At 64.5% G+C, this 18548-nt stretch carries 18 protein-coding genes and 1 tRNA gene; 1 reads left to right on the forward strand and 18 read right to left on the reverse strand.

The features are described 5' to 3' along the window. Positions 1-89: 89 nt before the first annotated feature. The 6 genes from prpF to prpB form a co-directional block, all read right to left on the reverse strand. Entirely contained in the window at positions 90-1289 is a 1200-nt protein-coding gene (gene prpF / locus XpruCFBP8353_RS12725) for a 2-methylaconitate cis-trans isomerase PrpF (protein WP_101363688.1), read from the reverse strand. Between the two features lie 86 nt (positions 1290-1375). Further along, the gene (locus tag XpruCFBP8353_RS12730; RefSeq protein ID WP_101363554.1) at positions 1376-1672 is read right to left on the reverse strand and encodes a hypothetical protein; all 297 of its coding nucleotides are present in this window, start codon (positions 1670-1672) and stop codon (positions 1376-1378) included. Positions 1673-1695: 23 nt separating this feature from the next. Continuing rightward, on the reverse strand, positions 1696-2067 hold the full coding sequence (locus XpruCFBP8353_RS23435; protein ID WP_133125648.1) for a hypothetical protein: 372 nt from the start codon (positions 2065-2067) through the stop codon (positions 1696-1698). Positions 2068-2493: 426 nt separating this feature from the next. Further along, positions 2494-5088 carry a Fe/S-dependent 2-methylisocitrate dehydratase AcnD gene (gene acnD, locus XpruCFBP8353_RS12735; protein WP_101363555.1) on the reverse strand — a complete coding sequence of 865 codons (2595 nt, stop codon included), beginning with the start codon at positions 5086-5088 and terminating at the stop codon, positions 2494-2496. A 137-nt stretch (positions 5089-5225) separates the two neighbouring features. Beyond that, the gene (prpC, locus tag XpruCFBP8353_RS12740) at positions 5226-6380 is read right to left on the reverse strand and encodes a bifunctional 2-methylcitrate synthase/citrate synthase (protein WP_101363556.1); all 1155 of its coding nucleotides are present in this window, start codon (positions 6378-6380) and stop codon (positions 5226-5228) included. Between the two features lie 72 nt (positions 6381-6452). Beyond that, on the reverse strand, positions 6453-7349 hold the full coding sequence (gene prpB / locus XpruCFBP8353_RS12745; protein ID WP_101363557.1) for a methylisocitrate lyase: 897 nt from the start codon (positions 7347-7349) through the stop codon (positions 6453-6455). 144 nt (positions 7350-7493) lie between these two features. Between prpB and prpR the strand changes: the two genes are divergently transcribed. Then, entirely contained in the window at positions 7494-9092 is a 1599-nt protein-coding gene (gene prpR / locus XpruCFBP8353_RS12750) for a propionate catabolism operon regulatory protein PrpR (protein WP_101363558.1), read from the forward strand. 235 nt (positions 9093-9327) lie between these two features. On the opposite strand, the gene XpruCFBP8353_RS12755 is transcribed toward prpR, so the two are convergent. From XpruCFBP8353_RS12755 to XpruCFBP8353_RS12810, 12 genes are all read right to left on the reverse strand, one after another. Beyond that, positions 9328-9654, reverse strand: a complete 327-nt coding sequence (locus tag XpruCFBP8353_RS12755) for a hypothetical protein (protein ID WP_101363559.1) — start codon at positions 9652-9654, stop codon at positions 9328-9330. Between the two features lie 216 nt (positions 9655-9870). Beyond that, positions 9871-9945, reverse strand: a tRNA-Val gene (locus tag XpruCFBP8353_RS12760). Between the two features lie 160 nt (positions 9946-10105). After that, positions 10106-10459, reverse strand: coding sequence for a PilZ domain-containing protein (locus tag XpruCFBP8353_RS12765; RefSeq protein ID WP_003483889.1), 354 nt, complete (start codon positions 10457-10459; stop codon positions 10106-10108). Further along, entirely contained in the window at positions 10456-11415 is a 960-nt protein-coding gene (locus XpruCFBP8353_RS12770) for a DNA polymerase III subunit delta' (RefSeq protein WP_101363560.1), read from the reverse strand. Before XpruCFBP8353_RS12770 ends, XpruCFBP8353_RS12765 begins: the two co-directional genes overlap by 4 nt. Beyond that, the gene (gene mltG, locus XpruCFBP8353_RS12775; RefSeq protein ID WP_207759634.1) at positions 11412-12473 is read right to left on the reverse strand and encodes an endolytic transglycosylase MltG; all 1062 of its coding nucleotides are present in this window, start codon (positions 12471-12473) and stop codon (positions 11412-11414) included. The genes XpruCFBP8353_RS12770 and mltG overlap by 4 nt, the downstream gene beginning before the upstream one ends. Positions 12474-12545: 72 nt before the next feature. Beyond that, on the reverse strand, positions 12546-13901 hold the full coding sequence (locus tag XpruCFBP8353_RS12780; RefSeq protein WP_101363562.1) for an aminodeoxychorismate synthase component I: 1356 nt from the start codon (positions 13899-13901) through the stop codon (positions 12546-12548). A gap of 175 nt (positions 13902-14076) precedes the next feature. Then, a complete protein-coding gene (gene fabF / locus XpruCFBP8353_RS12785) occupies positions 14077-15312 on the reverse strand; it encodes a beta-ketoacyl-ACP synthase II (protein WP_101363563.1) in 1236 nt (411 codons plus the stop codon). An 11-nt stretch (positions 15313-15323) separates the two neighbouring features. After that, the gene (locus XpruCFBP8353_RS24465) at positions 15324-15449 is read right to left on the reverse strand and encodes a hypothetical protein (protein WP_282956970.1); all 126 of its coding nucleotides are present in this window, start codon (positions 15447-15449) and stop codon (positions 15324-15326) included. A 4-nt stretch (positions 15450-15453) separates the two neighbouring features. Further along, positions 15454-15693, reverse strand: a complete 240-nt coding sequence (acpP, locus tag XpruCFBP8353_RS12790) for an acyl carrier protein (RefSeq protein ID WP_010368407.1) — start codon at positions 15691-15693, stop codon at positions 15454-15456. Between the two features lie 156 nt (positions 15694-15849). Beyond that, positions 15850-16593, reverse strand: coding sequence for a 3-oxoacyl-ACP reductase FabG (gene fabG / locus XpruCFBP8353_RS12795; RefSeq protein WP_101363564.1), 744 nt, complete (start codon positions 16591-16593; stop codon positions 15850-15852). Positions 16594-16675: 82 nt separating this feature from the next. Beyond that, a complete protein-coding gene (fabD, locus tag XpruCFBP8353_RS12800; RefSeq protein ID WP_101363565.1) occupies positions 16676-17620 on the reverse strand; it encodes an ACP S-malonyltransferase in 945 nt (314 codons plus the stop codon). 276 nt (positions 17621-17896) lie between these two features. After that, positions 17897-18337, reverse strand: coding sequence for an MEKHLA domain-containing protein (locus tag XpruCFBP8353_RS12810; RefSeq protein ID WP_101363567.1), 441 nt, complete (start codon positions 18335-18337; stop codon positions 17897-17899). Positions 18338-18548: the final 211 nt, after the last annotated feature.

Consider the following 18548-nt stretch of genomic DNA (forward strand, 5'->3'; position numbering starts at 1 on the left):
CGATGCAACCATCGCACGCAACATCGCTAGCGCCCCTCTAACCGCCGCGTGCGGGGTGTGCATCCAAGCCATCCCACATCCTGTGCCGGTCACTCAACCTCGGCAACAGGACCCGGCACCCGCACCCAGCCTTCCATCAGCACCCGCGCGCTGCGGCTCATCAGTGCCTTGGTCACCTGCCACTGGCCATCGACCAGTGTCGCCTCCGCACCGACGCGCAAGCTGCCGGACGGATGACCGAAGCGCACCGCCGTCCGCGTCGTGCCACCGGCGGCCAGATTGACCAGGGTGCCGGGAACGGCAGCAGCGGTTCCGATGGCGACGGCGGCAGTGCCCATCATCGCGTGGTGCAACTTGCCCATCGACATCGCGCGCACCAGCAGATCGATCTCGTCCGCATGCACCGGCTTGCCGCTGGACGCGGTGTAGTCGGCCGGCGGCGCGACAAAGGCGACTTTGGGCGTGTGCTGACGCGTAACGGCGTCCTCGACGCTGGCAATCAGCCCCATCCGCACTGCGCCATGCGCGCGCAATGTTTCGAACATGCGCAGCGCGCGCGCATCGCCGTTGATCGCCTCCTGCAATTCGGTGCCGGTGTAACCCAGCTCGTGCGCATTGACGAAGATGGTCGGGATACCGGCATTGATCAGCGTGGCGGCGATCGTACCCAGACCGGGAATCTCCAACTGGTCGATCAGATTGCCGGTAGGAAACATCGCCCCGCCCTCGCCCTCGGTCGCATCGGCGGGGTCGAGAAATTCCAGCTGCACTTCGGCGGCGGGAAAGGTCACCCCATCCAGCTCGAAGTCGCCGGTTTCCTGCACCACCCCATCGGTCATCGGTACGTGCGCCACGATGGTCTTGCCGATATTGGCCTGCCAGATCCGCACGGCCGACACGCCATCACGCGGCACGCGCGCGGGATCGATCAAGCCGCTGGAAATTGCAAACGGACCGACCGCCGCCGACAGATTGCCGCAGTTGCCGCTCCAATCCACAAACGCACGATCGATGGACACCTGCCCGAACAGATAGTCCACATCGTGCCCGTCGCGCGTACTGGCAGACACGATCACGCTCTTGCTGGTGCTGGAGGTCGCCCCGCCCATGCCATCGATCTGCTTGGCATACGGATCGGGGCTGCCGATCACCCGCAGCAACAAGGCATCGCGCGCCGGCCCCGGCTGTTGTGCGGCAAGCGGCAGATCCTGCAAGCGGAAGAACACGCCCTTGCTGGTGCCGCCACGCATGTAGGTGGCGGGGATGCGGAGTTGGGGGAGATGGGTCATTTTTTTGATCATGTGCATGAGGCGCCAGACTAGGAGATTGGTTGCACGCGCAGCGTAGGGCGCCTGTTAGGAACGCCAAGAGGGTTCTATTTGATTGAAGTATCAGGCATCTGCACGAGCAACATGAGTTGTTGCTCAAGCCATGCCCTGAAGTCCTGCTCTGACAGCGGATTAGGCGAGTGGCCCCACTCGTTCCAGCGTCGGTCAATCATCGCGCCCCAGTCCACAAGTACTTGAGCAATTGCACCGTGCCCACGCCAGAATTTCATAGCGTCCGCACAATAACTCACATGACCATTGAGCTCCTGGATAGCGCACGTACCACTTAGGTAGCGTTGACCTGCCTCAAGCATTCGTCGAAATTCAACGATTTCAATTGTCATTGCGCTGGTATCCAACGCCTGAATCAAGCAGACCCGTCAAGCGGGTTAGGCTTTAATGAATTGTTAGGCGCCAACTCGGCAGCGCCCCATTTTTCCAGCAGTGAGTTAGCCTCTGCAGTGGGAAGTAGGTCGAGGCTATGAAGGTGCCATACGAGATGAATGCCTAGCATTTGTAACTCACCGTGCTCCAGGCCGTCTCGGGCCTGAGTCGCCGCAGAAATTGTCTGCTCCCGGGGATTACTTTCTGAAACGTCGTAGAGCCATGGCTCAACCGTCGCGTTTGCAGCCTCAGCACATGTTTTGACCGCTGAGATGGCATAGCGTTCAGAAGCAAAAAAGCGAATGCGTGCCCCTGTATCAACTATCTCGCTGCCAAGCATGGTGACGCCGGGCATCAGGCTGACCAGTGAACACACCGTTTGTAAAGTCTCCAAGCTTCCCGCCATGGTGGTATTTGCGCCTACGCCTGCTCAAGGCGATTTTTCGAAGCGGATATGGATCTGATCTTCATCACTCATCAAGAAAATAAACGGTGTGGCTCGAAAAAGTGTGTCAGCTCTCAACCGATTGCCAACCGCGCACAAGAACCGGAAGCACTGGCCAACCAAGCGCTTCTGCCTTGGATAGACAGTGCTGAACTTGCGCCGCAACCTGATCCAAATCGACGACCGACTCTCCGATCTCCAAAGGCGAAGTATCGACAACTGCCTGGAGCTCGTCATTGTGGCCACTCTCGCTTTGCAATGGCATAGATTGGCCAAAATGTGCCTGCTGGCCAGGCGGCCCGCAAGCGGCCGCCAAATCCGATAAGCCGCAAATCCTCAAGCCACCTTGCTCGCTTCCAGAAAATCCTGCGCAAACCGTTGCAGCACGCCGCCCGCCTCGTAGATCGACACTTCTTCGGCAGTATCCAGACGGCAGGTCACTGGCACCTGCACCTGCTCGCCGTTGCGCCGATGGATCGAGAGCGTCAGCGTCGCGCCAGGCGTGCGCTCCCCCATGACATCGAATGTTTCGCTGCCGTCGATGCCCAGGGTCTTGCGATCGATACCCGGCTTGAACTCCAGCGGCAGCACGCCCATGCCGATCAGGTTGGTGCGGTGAATCCGCTCGAAACCTTCGGCCACGATCGCTTCCACGCCTGCCAGCCGCACGCCCTTTGCCGCCCAGTCGCGCGAGGAGCCCTGCCCGTAATCGGCGCCGGCAATGATGATCAATGGCTGTTTGCGCGTCATGTAGGTTTCGATCGCCTCCCACATCCGCACGACCTGTCCTTCAGGCTCCAGACGCGCCAGTGAGCCTGCGGTGACCTGGCCATCGACCACCGCCATTTCGTTGACCAGCTTGGGGTTGGCGAAGGTCGCGCGTTGTGCGGTGAGATGATCGCCGCGATGGGTGGCATAGGAATTGAAGTCTTCCTCCGGCACACCCATCTGCGCCAGATATTCGCCCGCCGCACTGCTGGCCAGGATGGCATTGGAGGGCGACAGGTGGTCGGTGGTGATGTTGTCGCCCAGCACCGCCAGCGCACGCATGCCCTGCAATGTGCGTGCACCCGCCAGTGCGCCCTCCCAATACGGCGGACGGCGAATATACGTACTGGTCGGGCGCCAGTCGTACAGCGGACTCACGCGCGCGCCCTGCCCGACGCTGCGCCTGAACATCGGGTCATAGACGCGGCGGAAATGCTCCGGCTTGACGCTGCGCGCCACCACCGCATCGATCTCCGCATCGCTCGGCCACAGGTCCTTGAGCGTCACCGCCACGCCATCGGCATCGACGCCCAGCACGTCTTTTTCGATATCGAACCGCACCGTCCCGGCGATGGCATAGGCGATCACCAATGGCGGCGAAGCGAGAAACGCCTGCTTGGCATACGGATGGATGCGCCCGTCGAAATTGCGGTTGCCCGACAACACCGCTGTCGCATACAGGTCGCGATCGATGATCTCCTGCTGGATCACCGGGTCCAGCGCGCCGCTCATGCCATTGCAGGTAGTGCAGGCGAAGGCCACGATGCCGAAGCCCAGCTGCTCCAGCTCGCCCAGCAGGCCGGCCTCTTCCAGATACAGCTGCACCGCCTTGGAACCGGGCGCCAGCGAACTTTTCACCCAGGGTCTGCGCGTCAATCCGCGCGCATTGGCATTGCGCGCCAGCAAGCCTGCGGCAATGACATTGCGTGGGTTGGAGGTATTGGTGCACGAGGTAATCGCGGCAATGATCACCGCGCCATCCGGCATCTGGCCCGGCACCGCGTCCCAGACGCCGGCAATGCCGCGCTCGGCCAGCTCGCTCGTTGCCACGCGCTTGTGCGGGTTGGACGGGCCGGCCATGTTGCGTACCACGCTCGACAGATCGAACTGCAGCACGCGTTCGTACTGCGCGGTGACCAGATCGTCGGCCCACAAACCGGTGTGCCGCGCATAGGTTTCCACCAGCGCAATCTGCGCGTCTTCGCGACCGGTCAGCCGCAGGTAGTCGATGGTCTGCTGGTCGATATAGAACATCGCCGCCGTCGCACCGAATTCCGGCGTCATATTGGAGATGGTGGCGCGGTCGCCGATGGTCAGCGCGCTGGCGCCGGCGCCGTAAAACTCAAGATACGCCCCCACCACGCGCTGTTGCCGCAGAAATTCGGTCAAGGCCAGCACGATGTCGGTGGCAGTGATGCCCGGTGCCGGCCGGCCGGTCAATTCCACGCCAATGATGTCCGGCAAGCGCATCCACGAGGCGCGCCCCAGCATCACGTTCTCCGCTTCCAATCCGCCCACGCCCACCGCGATCACACCCAGTGCATCCACATGCGGCGTATGGCTGTCGGTGCCCACGCAGGTATCCGGAAACGCCACGCCGTCCAGGGTGTAGATCACCGGCGACATCTTCTCCAGATTGATCTGATGCATGATCCCGTTGCCTGGCGGAATCACTTCCATGTTCTCGAACGCACGCTTGGTCCATTCGATGAAATGAAAGCGATCGGCATTGCGGCGGTCTTCCACGCTGCGATTTTTTTCAAAGGCCTGCTTGTCGAACCCGGCGTACTCCACCGCCAGCGAGTGATCGACGATCAGCTGCACCGGCACCACCGGATTGACCTGCGCCGGATCCCCACCCTGCTCGGCGATGGCGTCGCGCAGGCCGGCCAGATCCACCAACGCGGTCTGGCCCAGGATGTCGTGGCAGACCACGCGCGCGGGAAACCACGGAAAGTCCAGATCGCGCTTGCGCTCGATCAACTGACGCAGGTAGGCCTCCAGCAGTTGCGGCTCGGCGCGCCGCACCAGGTTTTCGGCATGCACGCGTGCGGTGTACGGCAGCGTTGCATAGGCGCCGGGCTGCAGCGCATCCACTGCGGCGCGTGCATCGAAGTAATCCAATGAGGTGCCCGGCAAGGGCTTGCGGTACTGGCTGTTCATGGCTGGCGATATCGAAGCGGGCGAGGTTTTTTGCGGTTGCGGCGCTGCAGTAGCACCGCTGCGACTGCAGGGCCCTTCTCCCGCAAGCGGGAGAAGGTGCCCGAAGGGCGGATGAGGGCTCACGCCCCCACACACTCTCAGGGACGCTGATCCAACGGCACGAATACCTGATCTTCCGGACCGGTGTAGTTGGCAGACGGGCGAATGATCTTGCCATCCACGCGCTGCTCGATGATGTGCGCGCTCCAGCCGGCGGTGCGCGCGAGTACGAACAACGGCGTAAACATCGCCGTCGGCACGCCCATCATGTGGTAGCTCACCGCACTGAACCAGTCCAGGTTCGGGAACATCTTCTTGATGTCCCACATCACCGTCTCCAGACGTTCGGCGATGTCGTACATCTTGCGGCTGCCCTGGGCATCGGACAGCTCACGCGCCACGTCCTTGATCACCTTGTTGCGCGGGTCGGACACCGTATACACCGGGTGACCGAAGCCGATCACCACTTCCTTGCGTTCCACCCGCGCCTTGATGTCGGCCTCGGCCTCGTCCGGCGTGTCGTAGCGCTTCTGCACCTCGAAGGCCACTTCGTTGGCCCCGCCATGCTTGGGCCCACGCAACGCGCCGATACCGCCGGCAATGGCGCTGTACATATCGCTGCCGGTGCCGGCGATGACACGGCATGCAAACGTGGAGGCGTTGAACTCGTGCTCGGCATACAGGATCAGGCTGGTGTGCATTGCGCGCACCCACGCGTCTTTCGGCGCAAAGCCGTGCAGCAGGTGCAGGAAGTGCCCACCGATCGAATCATCGTCGGTTTCCACGTCGATGCGTTTGCCGTTGTGGCTGTAGTGATACCAGTACAGCAGCATCGAGCCCAGCGAGGCCATCAACTTGTCGGCGATGTCACGCGCGCCAGGATGGTTGTGGTCGTCCTTTTCCGGCTGCAGGCAGCCCAGCACCGAGACACCGGTGCGCATCACATCCATCGGATGTGCCGACGGCGGCAATTGTTCCAGCGCAGTTTTCACTGCAGCCGGCACACCGCGCAGCGAACGCAGCTTGGCCTTGTAACCGCGCAGTTCGCCGCTGTTGGGCAGCTTGCCGTGCACCAGCAGGTAGGCGATCTCCTCGAACTCGCTGGTGGTTGCCAGATCCAGGATGTCGTAACCGCGATAGTGCAGATCGTTGCCGCTGCGCCCTACGGTGCACAGCGCGGTGTTGCCTGCGGCAGTGCCGGACAGGGCAACGGATTTTTTCGGCTTGAAACCGGGAATGGTGGTGTCGTTCATGCGATGAGCTCCCAAGCGGTGGCGTGTTGCGGTGTCACTGAGGATTGACCAGGTGGACGCAGCAAGCGGCGATCATGCGCCTTTGCGCGCAAACAGTGCATCCAGGCGTTGTTCGTAATCGTGGTAACCGATGCGCTCGTACAGCTCTTCGCGCGTCTGCATCGTTTCCAGCACCGCTTGTTGATGGCCGTCGCGCCGGATGGCGGTATAGACGTCCTCGGCGGCCTTGTTCGCCGCGCGAAATGCCGACAGCGGAAACAACTGGATCGCCACACCGGCAGCGGCAAGTTGGTCGCGCGTAAACAGCGGCGTCTTGCCGAACTCGGTGATGTTGGCCAGCACCGGTACGCCCACCGCATCGACAAAACGCTTGTACGTCTCAAGATCGTAGGCAGCCTCGGCGAAGATGCCATCCGCCCCGGCCTCCACGCAGGCGATGGCGCGCTCGATCGCCGCGTCCACGCCTTCCATCTGGATGGCATCGGTCCGCGCGATCAAAAAGAACGCCGGATCGATCTTGGCATCGGCCGCCGCCTTGACCCGGTCCACCATCTCGCCCTGACTGACGATTTCCTTGCCAGGCCGATGCCCGCAGCGCTTGGCGCCGACCTGGTCTTCGATATGGCAGCCGGCCGCGCCCGCCTTGATCAGCGATTTGATGGTGCGCTCGATGTTGAACGCGCTCGGCCCGAAGCCGGTGTCCACGTCCACCAACAACGGCAACGCGCACACATCGGTGATGCGGCGCACATCGATCAGCACGTCTTCCAACGTGTTGATGCCCAGGTCCGGCAGCCCCAGCGAACCGGCCGCCACGCCGCCGCCAGACAGGTAGATCGCCTGGTAGCCGGCGCGCTGGGCCAGCAGTGCATGGTTGGCGTTGATCGCGCCGATCACTTGCAGCGGCGATTCGGCAGCCAGCGCGGCCCGGAAACGCGTGCCGGCAGAAGAGGGGGACGAAGGCGTCATGGCGGTTCCTTGGATGGGATATGGGTTAGGCGCAAACAGCGTGCCAAGTACAAGCTATTGATTCTGATGCACTCCATCGGCGCAATTGTTGCAACTTTGCAACAATCGATTCACCATGAAACACCACTGAAACGCGACCATGCAATGCGCAGCCCCGCCCTTCCGACGACCGCAGACGCCTCCCTACCCATCATCTGGACCGTCAGCGTGTCGCGCCTGACCGGACTGCTGGCCGATGTCATTCCCGAGTTCGACACGCGCGCGCGTATCGAGCAGATCAACCTCGGCTTTGCCGAAGCAGTAGAGGTCATCGGCCAGCGCCTGCGCCGCGAACGCTGCGACGTCTTGGTCGCTGGCGGCTCCAATGCCGCCTACCTGCGCAGCCGGCTCGCGCTGCCGCTGGCACCGATCCAGGCCACCGGCTTCGATCTAATGGAAGCGCTGGCGCGTGCGCGCCGCATCGCGCCACGCATCGGCGTGGTCACCCATGCCAGCGATGTGCCCTCGTTTCGCGCCTTCCAGCACAGCTTCGATCTGGAGATCGAACACCGCCGTTTTGTCACCGCCGAAGACGCACGCGACTGCATTGCCGACCTGCGCGCCAGCGGCATCCAGGTCATCGTCGGCACCGGTATGGCGATCGATTTCGCCGAGCAGGCCGGGCTACCCGGCGTGCTGCTGTATTCGGCCGATTCGGTGCGCCAAGCATTGGAACACGCCATCGCGCTGGGTACCGCTCCGAGCACGGATCGCCCCGCTGGCCGCACCGTCACGCGCCGAGCACGACGAGCCGATGCCCTGCTGGGCGAAGACAGCGCGATGCTGCAGGTGCGCGAGTTGGTCCAACTCTACGCACCGCATGCCGGCACCGTGTTGATCAGCGGCGAGACCGGCACCGGGAAGGAACTGGTTGCACGGCAACTGCATGCTGGCAGTCGACGCCGCGGCCGTTTCGTGGCGATTAACTGCGGCGCCATCAGTGAGTCGCTGCTGGAAGCGGAATTGTTCGGCTACAGCGATGGCGCCTTCACTGGCGCGCGCCGCGGCGGGCATACCGGCCTGATCGAAGCCGCACAGGACGGCACGCTATTTCTCGACGAAATCGGCGAGTTGCCCATGCCGCTGCAAACGCGGTTGTTACGCGTATTGGAAGAACGCGAAGTGCTGCGCGTTGGCGCAACGATGCCCATTGCGGTCGACGTGCGCGTAGTCGCCGCCAGCCTGCAGGAACTGCAGCACCTGGTCGATCAAGGCCGCTTCCGCCGCGACCTGTTCTATCGCCTCGCCGCACTTCGCATCGCCCTGCCGCCGTTGCGCAACCGCCGCAACGACATCGCGCTGTTGCTTGCACATTATTTCCAGCTACTTGGCAGCATTGCATCGCCGTTGTCGCCAGCCGCATTGCAACGTCTGCAACACCACAGCTGGCCCGGCAATGTGCGCGAGCTGCGCAACCTGGTCGAACGCTTGTGCATTCACTGGAAAGCCCAACCGCACAACAGCCTCGACCCGGAGCAACTCGAACGCTGGGCGCCGGAATTATTCGATACGCAGCTCGGCAACCGCCACGCACCGCGTGAGCACGCCGACCTGGCAACCTCTCGCCTGCAACTCACCGCCGCCGCAGTCCGCGCGGCACTGGACCGCGCCAACGGCAACCGCGCCCTCGCCGCGCAAGCACTCGGCGTCTCGCGCACCACGTTGTGGCGCTGGATGCAGGCACAGGCCTTGGCGCGTACGTAAGACACAGACGTGCGCTGACAGGATTCAGTCGCACCACGCACGCACTTCGTCTTTTCCGCTCTGGCGGGCATCGAAGGCGTGACATTGCGCGCTTCGCGCATGGATGCGCCATCCACGCGCACAGCGGCATGCGCCGCAGCCCGCACGACATGCAGCGACCGACCGATCAAGCGAACAACGCGCCGACCGCGACGCCACTCAATCCAGTCCACGCCCGCTGACGAGCGCTTCGCGCTCACTTCACCCGCGTGTACTCGGTATCGCCTGTGCTCAGCTTGCCGGTCGCTTCATCGATCGCGTAGTTGACCGTGCCAACCCCGTTGGACACCTGCAGCACGCCCTTGGTCAGTAGCGCAGGATGATTGCGGGTCTTGACGCCGTTGCCGAACAGTTCCGGCCGGGTGTCACGAATGATGAAACTCTCGCCGTTGTGCTCGATGCTCAGCACGTTCTTTTCCGACTTTACGTTGACCCACTTGCCCACGTACTGCTCGCCCGCATCGCGGGCACAGCCGGCCAACAGCAGCGTCGCAATCAGCGCATTTCCCAGCAGCGTCTTCATCGCCACTCCATCTCGAAACGGGGGGGCCTTGCAGGATGGCAAGTCCTTGTCGAGCTCGCAATCACCAGATGTTGGCTACCCCTGACGCCTGCCATCGAACAGCTCGGGAGCGCCCCAACGCGATGCGTGAGCAATCCAGAAACGCAGACACAAAAAAACCGGCGCATGGCCGGCTTTTTTCTTCGCGTCGAAATCCGTAGATCGACTGGATTTCGATGGTGGGCGGTACAGGGTTCGAACCTGTGACCCTTGCCGTGTGAAGGCAATGCTCTACCGCTGAGCTAACCGCCCGGTGACGCGAGCCGCACATTATAGGGCAGCGGCAGCGGTCGTCAACAATTGTTTACTCGCCCCGCCATTCCTGGGAAACCGCAGGTTCATCGCATCGATCTGACGCAATAATGCGATGACTCGGCAGTGCGCCTCACATGCCGGCCGTGCCACCGCAGCCTTACATCGTATGCGTCGGTTTATCCGAGGTGGTCAAACCGGCCAGCAGCGTCTCGATCTTGTTGCGCACCGCCTCGCCTTCCGGGCCATCCGGGAACTGCACGCCGATGCCGGCAGCGCGGTTGCCCTGCGCGCCCGCAGGCGTGGTCCAGATGACCTTGCCGGCGACCGGCAGGCGTTCGCTGGAATCGGGCAGGGTCAGCAGCAGGAAAACTTCGTCGCCCAGCATGTAGCGCTTGGGTGTGGGCACGAAGATGCCGCCGCCTTTGACGAACGGCATGTAAGCGCTGTAGAGCGCCGGCTTGTCTTTCAACGCCAGCGACAAAATGCCTTGGCGTGCATTCATTGCACTCATCGAGTTCCCCTAGAACGTGGCTGGCGCTCTCCTTCGCGCCAGGCCAGCAACAATTCCGTCACTGCCAGGTCGGCGCGGACGGTGGTGCGCAGCAGATCGCGGGTGCGGTTGGCGGCGTCGAACCATGTCGCCAGCTTGTGCAACCGCGATGGATCGGTCAAGCCGGCCGATGCTTGCGCCAATGCCAGATCGGCGGCGTGGCGCAGGCGTTGATCGGCCTGGCCATCGTTGGTCCAGCGCTGCGCGACATCCACCGCGCCGGCACGGCCGCTGGCGATCTGCTCCAGATCCTGCGCAACCGCACGCCGCACAGCCAGGCCGTCTTCGCGCAGCCACTGCGCGGCCAGGCCGGGATGGCCGCGGGCGGCCTCCAGCGCTTCCTGCGCGGCGCGCGCATCCACCCCTTGCGACAGCAACCAGGCCAGCGCTTCGTGCGCCGGCGGCAGTTTGAATTCCAGCCGTTGGCAGCGGCTGCGAATGGTCGCCGGCAGGCGCGCCGGTTGCGCGCTGATCAACCACAGGTAACGCCCCGGCGAGGGTTCTTCCAGGGTCTTGAGCAAGGCGTTGCAGGCGGCGCGATTGATCGCGTCAGCCGGATCGACGATCACCACCTGGGCGATGCCGTACTGCGGTGTGAGCGAGAGCTTCTGCGAAATCTCGCGTACCTGTTCGATGACGATTTCCGTGCGCAGCTTGTCGCCGGTGCGGTTGGGAATGAACGAGATCAGTTGCAGGTCCGGATGGGTGCCGGCGGCGATCAATTGCCGGGTGCGCTGCGCCAGCGCGGGGTCCGGCGAGCTGGCCAGCACGTGCTCGGCAAGGGCCAGGGCCACAGCGCGTTTGCCCAGACCCTCCGGCCCGCAGATCAGCAACCCGTGCCCGAGCCGGCCGGCATCCAGCGCCGCCACGGTCTGGTCGAAGGCGCGTTGCTGCCAGGGCGAAAACGCGGCGGTCATGGCGTGGGCTCCGGTTGCGGCATGTTCGGCTGGCGGCGGCGCTGCAGATAACGCGCCACCGCAGCGTTATGTTCGGCCAACGTGGCCGAGAACGCGTGCGCGCCGGTGCCATCGCCCACCGCCACGAAATACAGCGCCTCACCGGGCGCCGGGCGCACCGCCGCCAGCAGCGCCTCGCGGCCCGGCATGGCGATCGGCGTGGGGGTCAGGCCGGTGCGGGTGTAGGTGTTGTACGGGGTGTCGGTGGTCAGGTCGCGCCGGCGGATGTTGCCGTCGTAGCTGCTGCCGATGCCGTAGATCACGGTCGGGTCGGTCTGCAGCTTCATGCCCATCTGCAGACGGCGCAGGAACACCCCGGCGATCAGCGGCCGCTCGGAGGCCAGGGCAGTTTCTTTTTCGATGATCGAGGCCAGGATCAACGCCTGTTCCGGCGAAGCGAGCGGCAGATTCGGGGTGCGCTGTTCCCATGCCTGCGCCAATGCCTTGTCCATGGCCGCATGCGCGCGCTTGAGCACATCGATATCGCTGTCGCCACGCTGGTACACATAGGTTTCCGGCAGGAAGCGCCCTTCCGGATGCTGCTTGGCGAACCCCAGACGCGCCATCAGTGCCGCATCGTCCAGCGCATCGATGGCGTGCTGCAGCGGCGTCGCGGTTGCAAGCGCAGCGCGAAGCTGCCGGAAATTCCAGCCTTCCACGATCGTGAAACGGTACTGGATCACCCGCCCCTGGCGCATGCGCGCCAGCAGTTCGCGCGGCGACAGCGCCGGTGCCAGCGCATACTCGCCCACCTTGAGCTTGCCGGCCGCATCGACCTGGCGCGCCAGCAGCTGCCATTCCAGCTCGGTACCCTGCTCCAGGCCGGCCGCACGCAGCTTGCGCAGCGTGGCTTTGAGCGAATCGCCGGGCGCAATCACCACGCTGGGCGCGCTCGCGGGCATGGGGGTATCGGCAAAGTGCACGTAATGCCGCCACGCCACCACGGCGACAATCGCCAGCAGCGCTGCGAGCAGCAACACCGTGCTCAGCACGGCCAGACATCCGCGTTTGCCAGTCACCGCCACACCCTCCTCGTCATTGCCCCAGCGCCGCGCAGGATACCGTGCGCCGGTGATGTCCCGTTGAAGCGCTCATGTTGGCTCGATCGCGCGCAGCACGCCACGCGCCTTGGCACGGGTTTCGTCCAGCTCCCGCTGCGGATCCGAATCCACCACGATCCCCGCTCCGGTGCGGAACCGCACCTGATTGCCGGCCACCTCAGCGGTGCGGATCAGAATGTTCAGATCCATGTCGCCATCGCGATTGAGCCAGCCGAATGCGCCTGTGTAGGCGCCACGCGCGGTCTGTTCGAGTTCGGCGATGATCTGCATGCAGCGCACCTTCGGGCAACCGGTAATGGTGCCGCCGGGAAACACCGCCGCAATCACCTCGCCCGGCGTCACCCCGGCGCGCAGGCGCCCGCGCACATTGCTGACGATGTGATGCACGTGTGCGTAGCTCTCCACGCACATCAACTCGTCCACCTCGACCGTGCCCGGCGCGCAGATGCGACCCAGGTCGTTGCGTTCCAGGTCGATCAGCATGACGTGCTCGGCACGCTCCTTCGGATGTCCGACCAGCTCGCGGATGCGCGCGGCATCGTCGTCGCCGGCGAAGCGCGCGCGGGTGCCGGCGATCGGGCGCGTCTGCACCACATCGCCCTGCACCGACACCAGGCGCTCGGGGGAGGAACTGGCCACTGCACGCCCGCCCGCAACGAACAGTCCGGCGAATGGCGCTGGATTGGCCGAACGCAGGCGCGCATGCAGCGCGGCCGGGTCGACCGCCGCGGCAAATGCCGCATGCCAGGCACGCGAGATATTGGCCTGGAAGACATCGCCGGCATGCAGGTAATCGAGCACCCGGCGTACCGCATCGGTAAAGCGCTCGGGTGCGTCCTCCTCCACTGCCACCGGCCCGACCCAGGCCGGCAACGGCGGCAACGCGGCGCAAGCGGCGATGTCCTCGACGATACGGGCCAGCAGATCGTCGCGCCCCGGTTCGGCCAGCGCGATGCAACGTCCTTCCACGCGGTCACGCAACACCGCTGCCGGCGCACGCAGGGCCAGCGCGCTCGGCAGGCGGTCGGTGCGCACAGGCAGCTGCAGGATTGGTTCGACCTGCGCGGCCAGTTCGTAATCCAGCAACACCGCCCAGCCGCCCCGAAACGGCCATGCGCTGCGCGCATCGCGCGGCACCCGTTCGGCGCGCCAGACGGCGTCCAGCGCATCCAAGAAATTGCTGTCGATCACCCGCCCATCGCCATCGCGCGTGCGCCCGTCCGGATCCAGCCGCAGGCTGGCGCCGTCTGCAAGCAACAGCACGTCCCAGCGCCCGTGTTCGGTGCCGGAAGCGGTGGATTCCAGCAGCGCCGGATAGCGCTGCGGCGCCAGCCGGTGCAGCGCCAGCAAGTCGATGTCCGCGTGCAGTGATCGGGTGAGCGTCATCGGTCCGGGCTGGCGTGAGATACGAAAGCGCGCCGCCCTTGAGAAAGGCAGCGCGCGCAATGACTGGATCAGGAATCTGTGGAACCGACACCGTCCGCTGGCCGCACGCACGCAATGCATGCGGCGGCCCGGGACCGTTGCAGGATGCGCCGTGCGACGGCGCAGACACGCCGACTCAGACGCGCTTGAACACCAGCGTGCCGTTGGTGCCGCCAAAGCCGAAGCCGTTGGACATCACCGCCTCCACCTGTACTTCGCGCGCCACGTTCGGCACGTAATCCAGGTCGCAGCCCTCGCTGGGCTCTTCCAGGTTGATGGTCGGCGGAATGATGCCGGTATGCAGCGCCATCACCGAGAAGATTGCTTCCACACCGCCGGCCGCGCCGAGCAGATGCCCGGTCATCGACTTGGTCGAACTCACCATGGTTTTGTAGGCGTGATCGCCCAGCGCGCGCTTCATGGCCATGGTTTCGGCCAGATCGCCCAGCGGCGTGGAGGTGCCGTGCGCGTTGAGATAACCGATCTGCTCGGGGTTGAGCTTGGCATCGCGCATGGCCGCAGCCATGCTGCGCGCCGCGCCTTCGCCATCTTCGCTCGGGGCGGTCATGTGGAACGCATCGGAACTGGCGCCGAAGCCGACCAGCTCGGCATAGATGCGTGCGCCACGCGCCTTGGCGTGTTCGTACTCTTCCAGCACCAGCACGCCGGCGCCGTCGCCCAGTACGAAGCCATCACGCTGCTTGTCCCACGGCCGCGAGGCGCCGGTCGGGTCGTCGTTGCGGGTGGACATCGCCTTCATCGCACAGAAACCGCCCACCGAACTCGGCGACGAACCACGCTCGGCGCCGCCAGCCAGCATCACATCGGCATCGCCGTGCTGGATCATGCGCATCGCCGTGCCGATCGAATGGTTGGATGTGGCGCAGGCCGAGACGGCCGAGAACGTCGGGCCCTTCAGGCCTTTGATCAGGCTCACCTGGCCAGGCAGCATATTGATGATGGTGCTGGGCACATAGAACGGCGAAATCTTGCGCGCGCCGCCCTCGTGAAATTTGATGGTCTGCTCTTCGATACCGAGCAGCCCGCCGATGCCGGAGCCGAGAATGGCGCCCACGCGTTCGGCATTGCTGTCGTCGATCACCAGCCCGGAATCGTCCAGCGCCATGAACGAGGCGCCGACACCGTAGTGGATGAACGAGTCCATCTTCTTGACGTCCTTGGCGGACACAAAGAGCGTGGGGTCGAAATTCTTGATTTCACCAGCGATCTTGGTGGTGAACTGCGAGGCATCGATCTGCGTGATCGGGCCAATGCCTGAGCGGCCGTGGACGATTCCATCCCAGCTGGTGGCCAGATCATTGCCCAGTGGCGACACCATGCCCATGCCGGTAACGACAACACGACGACTCATTGCAGATCTCCTCACCACGGAACGGACGGTGCTTGCGGTTTGCGGGTGACATTTGAAAAACACAGGGCCGCATCAGCGGCCCCATGGAATGTCTGACGCGGCAGCGGCTTGATGCGCGCCGCCACGATCAGGAACAACGCATCAGCTCTTGACGTGAGACTTGACGTAGTCGATCGCCTGCTGCACCGAGGTGATCTTCTCGGCCTCTTCGTCCGGGATCTCGCACTCGAACTCTTCTTCCAGCGCCATCACCAGCTCGACGGTGTCCAGCGAGTCGGCACCCAGGTCATCGACGAACGATGCACTGGTGGTGACTTCCTCTTCCTTGACGCCGAGTTGTTCGACGACGATTTTCTTGACGCGTTCTTCGATGGTGCTCATTGGGGATATCGCTCCAGATGGAGTAGTGGTGGTACGAAAAAAACGCCATCGCCGCTGCGATGGCCGCGTTGGATAGTGTAGTGGAAGCGACCGGGCCTTGCATTGCATCACAACTCCCGGCCGATCAGCCACTTAGCGCCTCCCGGCGCCGCACGCTTACGGCATGTACATGCCACCGTTGACGTGCAGGGTCTCGCCGGTGATGTAGCGGGCAGTCGGGCCGGCCAGGAACGCCACCGCATTGGCGATGTCTTCCGGCTGGCCCAGATGACCTAGCGCGATCTGCTGCAGCAAGGCGGCCCTGGCCTCGTCCGGCAGCGCCTTGGTCATGTCGGTATCGATGAAACCGGGCGCCACCACATTCACGGTGACCCCGCGCGAGCCGATCTCCTTGGCCAGCGACTTGGAGAACGCAATGATGCCGGCCTTGGCCGCAGCATAGTTGGTCTGACCCGGGTTACCGGTCACGCCAACGACCGAAGCGATATTGATGATGCGGCCCTTGCGCGCCTTCATCATGCCGCGCATCACCGCCTTGGAGGTACGGAACACGCTGGTCAGGTTGGTGTCGATGATCGCCTGCCAGTCGTCGTCCTTCATCCGCATCAATAGGTTGTCGCGGGTGATGCCGGCATTGTTGACCAGGATCGAGATGGCGCCGAATTCCTTGCCGATCGCATCGATCAGGCCATCGACCGCAGCTGCGTCGGTGACGTTCAGCTCCCGGCCGTGCCCGCCGTGGGCGGCCAGACGCGCGCCGATCGCCGCAGCGCCGGAGGCCGAGGTGGCGGTCCCGATGACCGTGGCGCCCTGGGCGGCCAGGGTATCGGCAATGGCTGCACCGATGCCGCGGCTGGCGCCAGTGACGAGGGCGATTTCACCCTGCAGGGGCTTGCTCATGAATGCTGTTCCTCGAAGGGGGACGTCGCAACCGCGGCCGCGAACGTCGAGGGATGCCGGCACAACCGGCAGCGGCGTTGGATCAGTGGGACCACGCGTCGAGCGCGCCGGCGTAATCGGCAGGCGTGGCCAGCGGGCGCGCGTCCAGGCTCTTGTCGATGCGCTTGATCAGCCCGCTCAGCACCTTGCCCGGGCCGCATTCGGCGATCCGGGTGATGCCCTGGCTGGCGAGCGCCTGCACGCAACCGGTCCACTGCACCGGCAGGTAAAGCTGTTCAACGAGCGCCTGGCGGATGGCCGCGCTGCCGTCATGTACGCGCGCGTCCACGTTCTGCACCACCGGAATCTGCGGCGCGTGCCAGCTCAGCCCGGCCATCGCCTCGCCGAGCTGGTTGGCGGCATCGCGCATCAGCGGGGTGTGCGACGGCACGCTCACCGCCAGCTTGACCGCCTTGCGCACGCCGCGCTCGGCCAGCAGCGCCAGCGCGCGATCTACCGCTGCGGCATCGCCACCGATCACGATCTGGCCCGGCGAATTGAAATTGGCCGGCACCACTACCTGGCTGCCTGCGGCTTCGGCGCAGACCTCCAGCACCACGGCGTCTTCGGCGCCCAGCACTGCAGCCATCGCGCCAACGCCTGCCGGCGCAGCGGCCTGCATGAACTGGCCGCGCAGCCGCACCAGGTGCGCGCCGTCGTGCAGCGACAAGGCGCCGGCGGCGACCAGCGCGGTGTATTCGCCCAGGCTATGCCCGGCCAGCAGCGCCGGGCGCTGCCCGCGCTGGGCAGTCCACAGCCGCCACACCGCCACGCCTGCGGCCAGCAAGGCGGGCTGGGTGTATTCGGTGCGGTTGAGCATCTCTTCCGGGCCGCCCTGGGAGAGCGCCCACAGGTCGACGCCAGCGCCTTCGGAGGCTTCGGCGAACGTTTCGCGAATCTGCGGATGCAGCTCGGACAGTTCGGCCAGCATGCCCAGGGACTGCGAGCCCTGGCCGGGAAACACGAAGGCGAGAGTGGATTCGGTCACGCGTTGCTGCCTACAAAAATCGAGCCGGGATCATACGTGCGAAATCGCTCTGGCGTCTGTACTGCCGCGTATGCAGGAGCCACCAGAACGCGTCACGACGTCGCAAAACCGCACACCGGTCTCGATCGAAGACGCAACCGCAACGGCCGCGCAGATGCGCGGCAATCCGGAATCGATGTTGAACGCCTTGCCGGCGAACGCGGCGCGACCACCGCCTGCAAGGCCAATGAGGAAACTGAAGCGATCGGGCACCCCAGGTGTTGCCGCCTGCATCGTTTACCCGGGCAACGGGAATGCCGCCGCCTGTCCACGCAGCACCCCGTCCTCGTAGACGAGCTGCCAGACCACACCCTCGGCGATCCGGAAGCGGGACCCATCCTTCGCGATCCGCACGCCCGCGTAGTCCCTTACGACGCCATCGCGGGCGACCGCATCGAGCAAACGCTGACGTTCCGCTCGCTCCGGCAATTCTGCCGACAGACGCGAGGGCATCCCAACGAACTCGCTCCAGTCGTAGCCGAAAACGCGCTGCGCCGCCTGGTTCGCATAGACAAACCGCGGGTCCGGGGCGGTGTCGTGCGCAAGCAGCGCGAACGGCGCTTCGTGATACAGCCAATCGGGCTCGATCTGCCGATCTGCGACCAGCGGGCGGCCTGCGAACCGCTGGTAACTGCCGGCAAGCAAGGCAACGAAGATGGGGTCGTGAGCGGGATGCATGCCACGAATCTACCGGACGGGCGGCCTACTCGACGTACTGGCCCGCAGACCGGTCGCGTTGAGCGAATCAAGCGATACGCAGGGAGCTCAGATTGGCGGAGTTCAAGGACGCAACGCGGCCGCGAGAAGAACAGAGTTGCCGCCATCCCAACCAGCCAGGCGCATTGTCCGCCCTGCATGAACTCGCCCGGGCAGACGCCAGCGCCCGCCC

This window comes from Xanthomonas prunicola (assembly GCF_002846205.1).
Classification (GTDB): Bacteria; Pseudomonadota; Gammaproteobacteria; order Xanthomonadales; family Xanthomonadaceae; genus Xanthomonas; species Xanthomonas prunicola.

Excerpts from the sequence above, each read along its gene's own strand:
- prpF (WP_101363688.1), bottom strand. The coding sequence starts at position 1,289 with ATGACCCATCTCCCCCAACTCCGCATCCCCGCCACCTACATGCGTGGC.
- XpruCFBP8353_RS12730 (WP_101363554.1), bottom strand. The coding sequence starts at position 1,672 with ATGACAATTGAAATCGTTGAATTTCGACGAATGCTTGAGGCAGGTCAA.
- XpruCFBP8353_RS23435 (WP_133125648.1), bottom strand. The coding sequence starts at position 2,067 with ATGCCCGGCGTCACCATGCTTGGCAGCGAGATAGTTGATACAGGGGCA.
- acnD (WP_101363555.1), bottom strand. The coding sequence starts at position 5,088 with ATGAACAGCCAGTACCGCAAGCCCTTGCCGGGCACCTCATTGGATTAC.
- prpC (WP_101363556.1), bottom strand. The coding sequence starts at position 6,380 with ATGAACGACACCACCATTCCCGGTTTCAAGCCGAAAAAATCCGTTGCC.
- prpB (WP_101363557.1), bottom strand. The coding sequence starts at position 7,349 with ATGACGCCTTCGTCCCCCTCTTCTGCCGGCACGCGTTTCCGGGCCGCG.
- prpR (WP_101363558.1), top strand. The coding sequence starts at position 7,494 with ATGCGCAGCCCCGCCCTTCCGACGACCGCAGACGCCTCCCTACCCATC.
- XpruCFBP8353_RS12755 (WP_101363559.1), bottom strand. The coding sequence starts at position 9,654 with ATGAAGACGCTGCTGGGAAATGCGCTGATTGCGACGCTGCTGTTGGCC.
- XpruCFBP8353_RS12765 (WP_003483889.1), bottom strand. The coding sequence starts at position 10,459 with ATGAGTGCAATGAATGCACGCCAAGGCATTTTGTCGCTGGCGTTGAAA.
- XpruCFBP8353_RS12770 (WP_101363560.1), bottom strand. The coding sequence starts at position 11,415 with ATGACCGCCGCGTTTTCGCCCTGGCAGCAACGCGCCTTCGACCAGACC.
- XpruCFBP8353_RS12780 (WP_101363562.1), bottom strand. The coding sequence starts at position 13,901 with ATGACGCTCACCCGATCACTGCACGCGGACATCGACTTGCTGGCGCTG.
- fabF (WP_101363563.1), bottom strand. The coding sequence starts at position 15,312 with ATGAGTCGTCGTGTTGTCGTTACCGGCATGGGCATGGTGTCGCCACTG.
- acpP (WP_010368407.1), bottom strand. The coding sequence starts at position 15,693 with ATGAGCACCATCGAAGAACGCGTCAAGAAAATCGTCGTCGAACAACTC.
- fabG (WP_101363564.1), bottom strand. The coding sequence starts at position 16,593 with ATGAGCAAGCCCCTGCAGGGTGAAATCGCCCTCGTCACTGGCGCCAGC.
- XpruCFBP8353_RS12810 (WP_101363567.1), bottom strand. The coding sequence starts at position 18,337 with ATGCATCCCGCTCACGACCCCATCTTCGTTGCCTTGCTTGCCGGCAGT.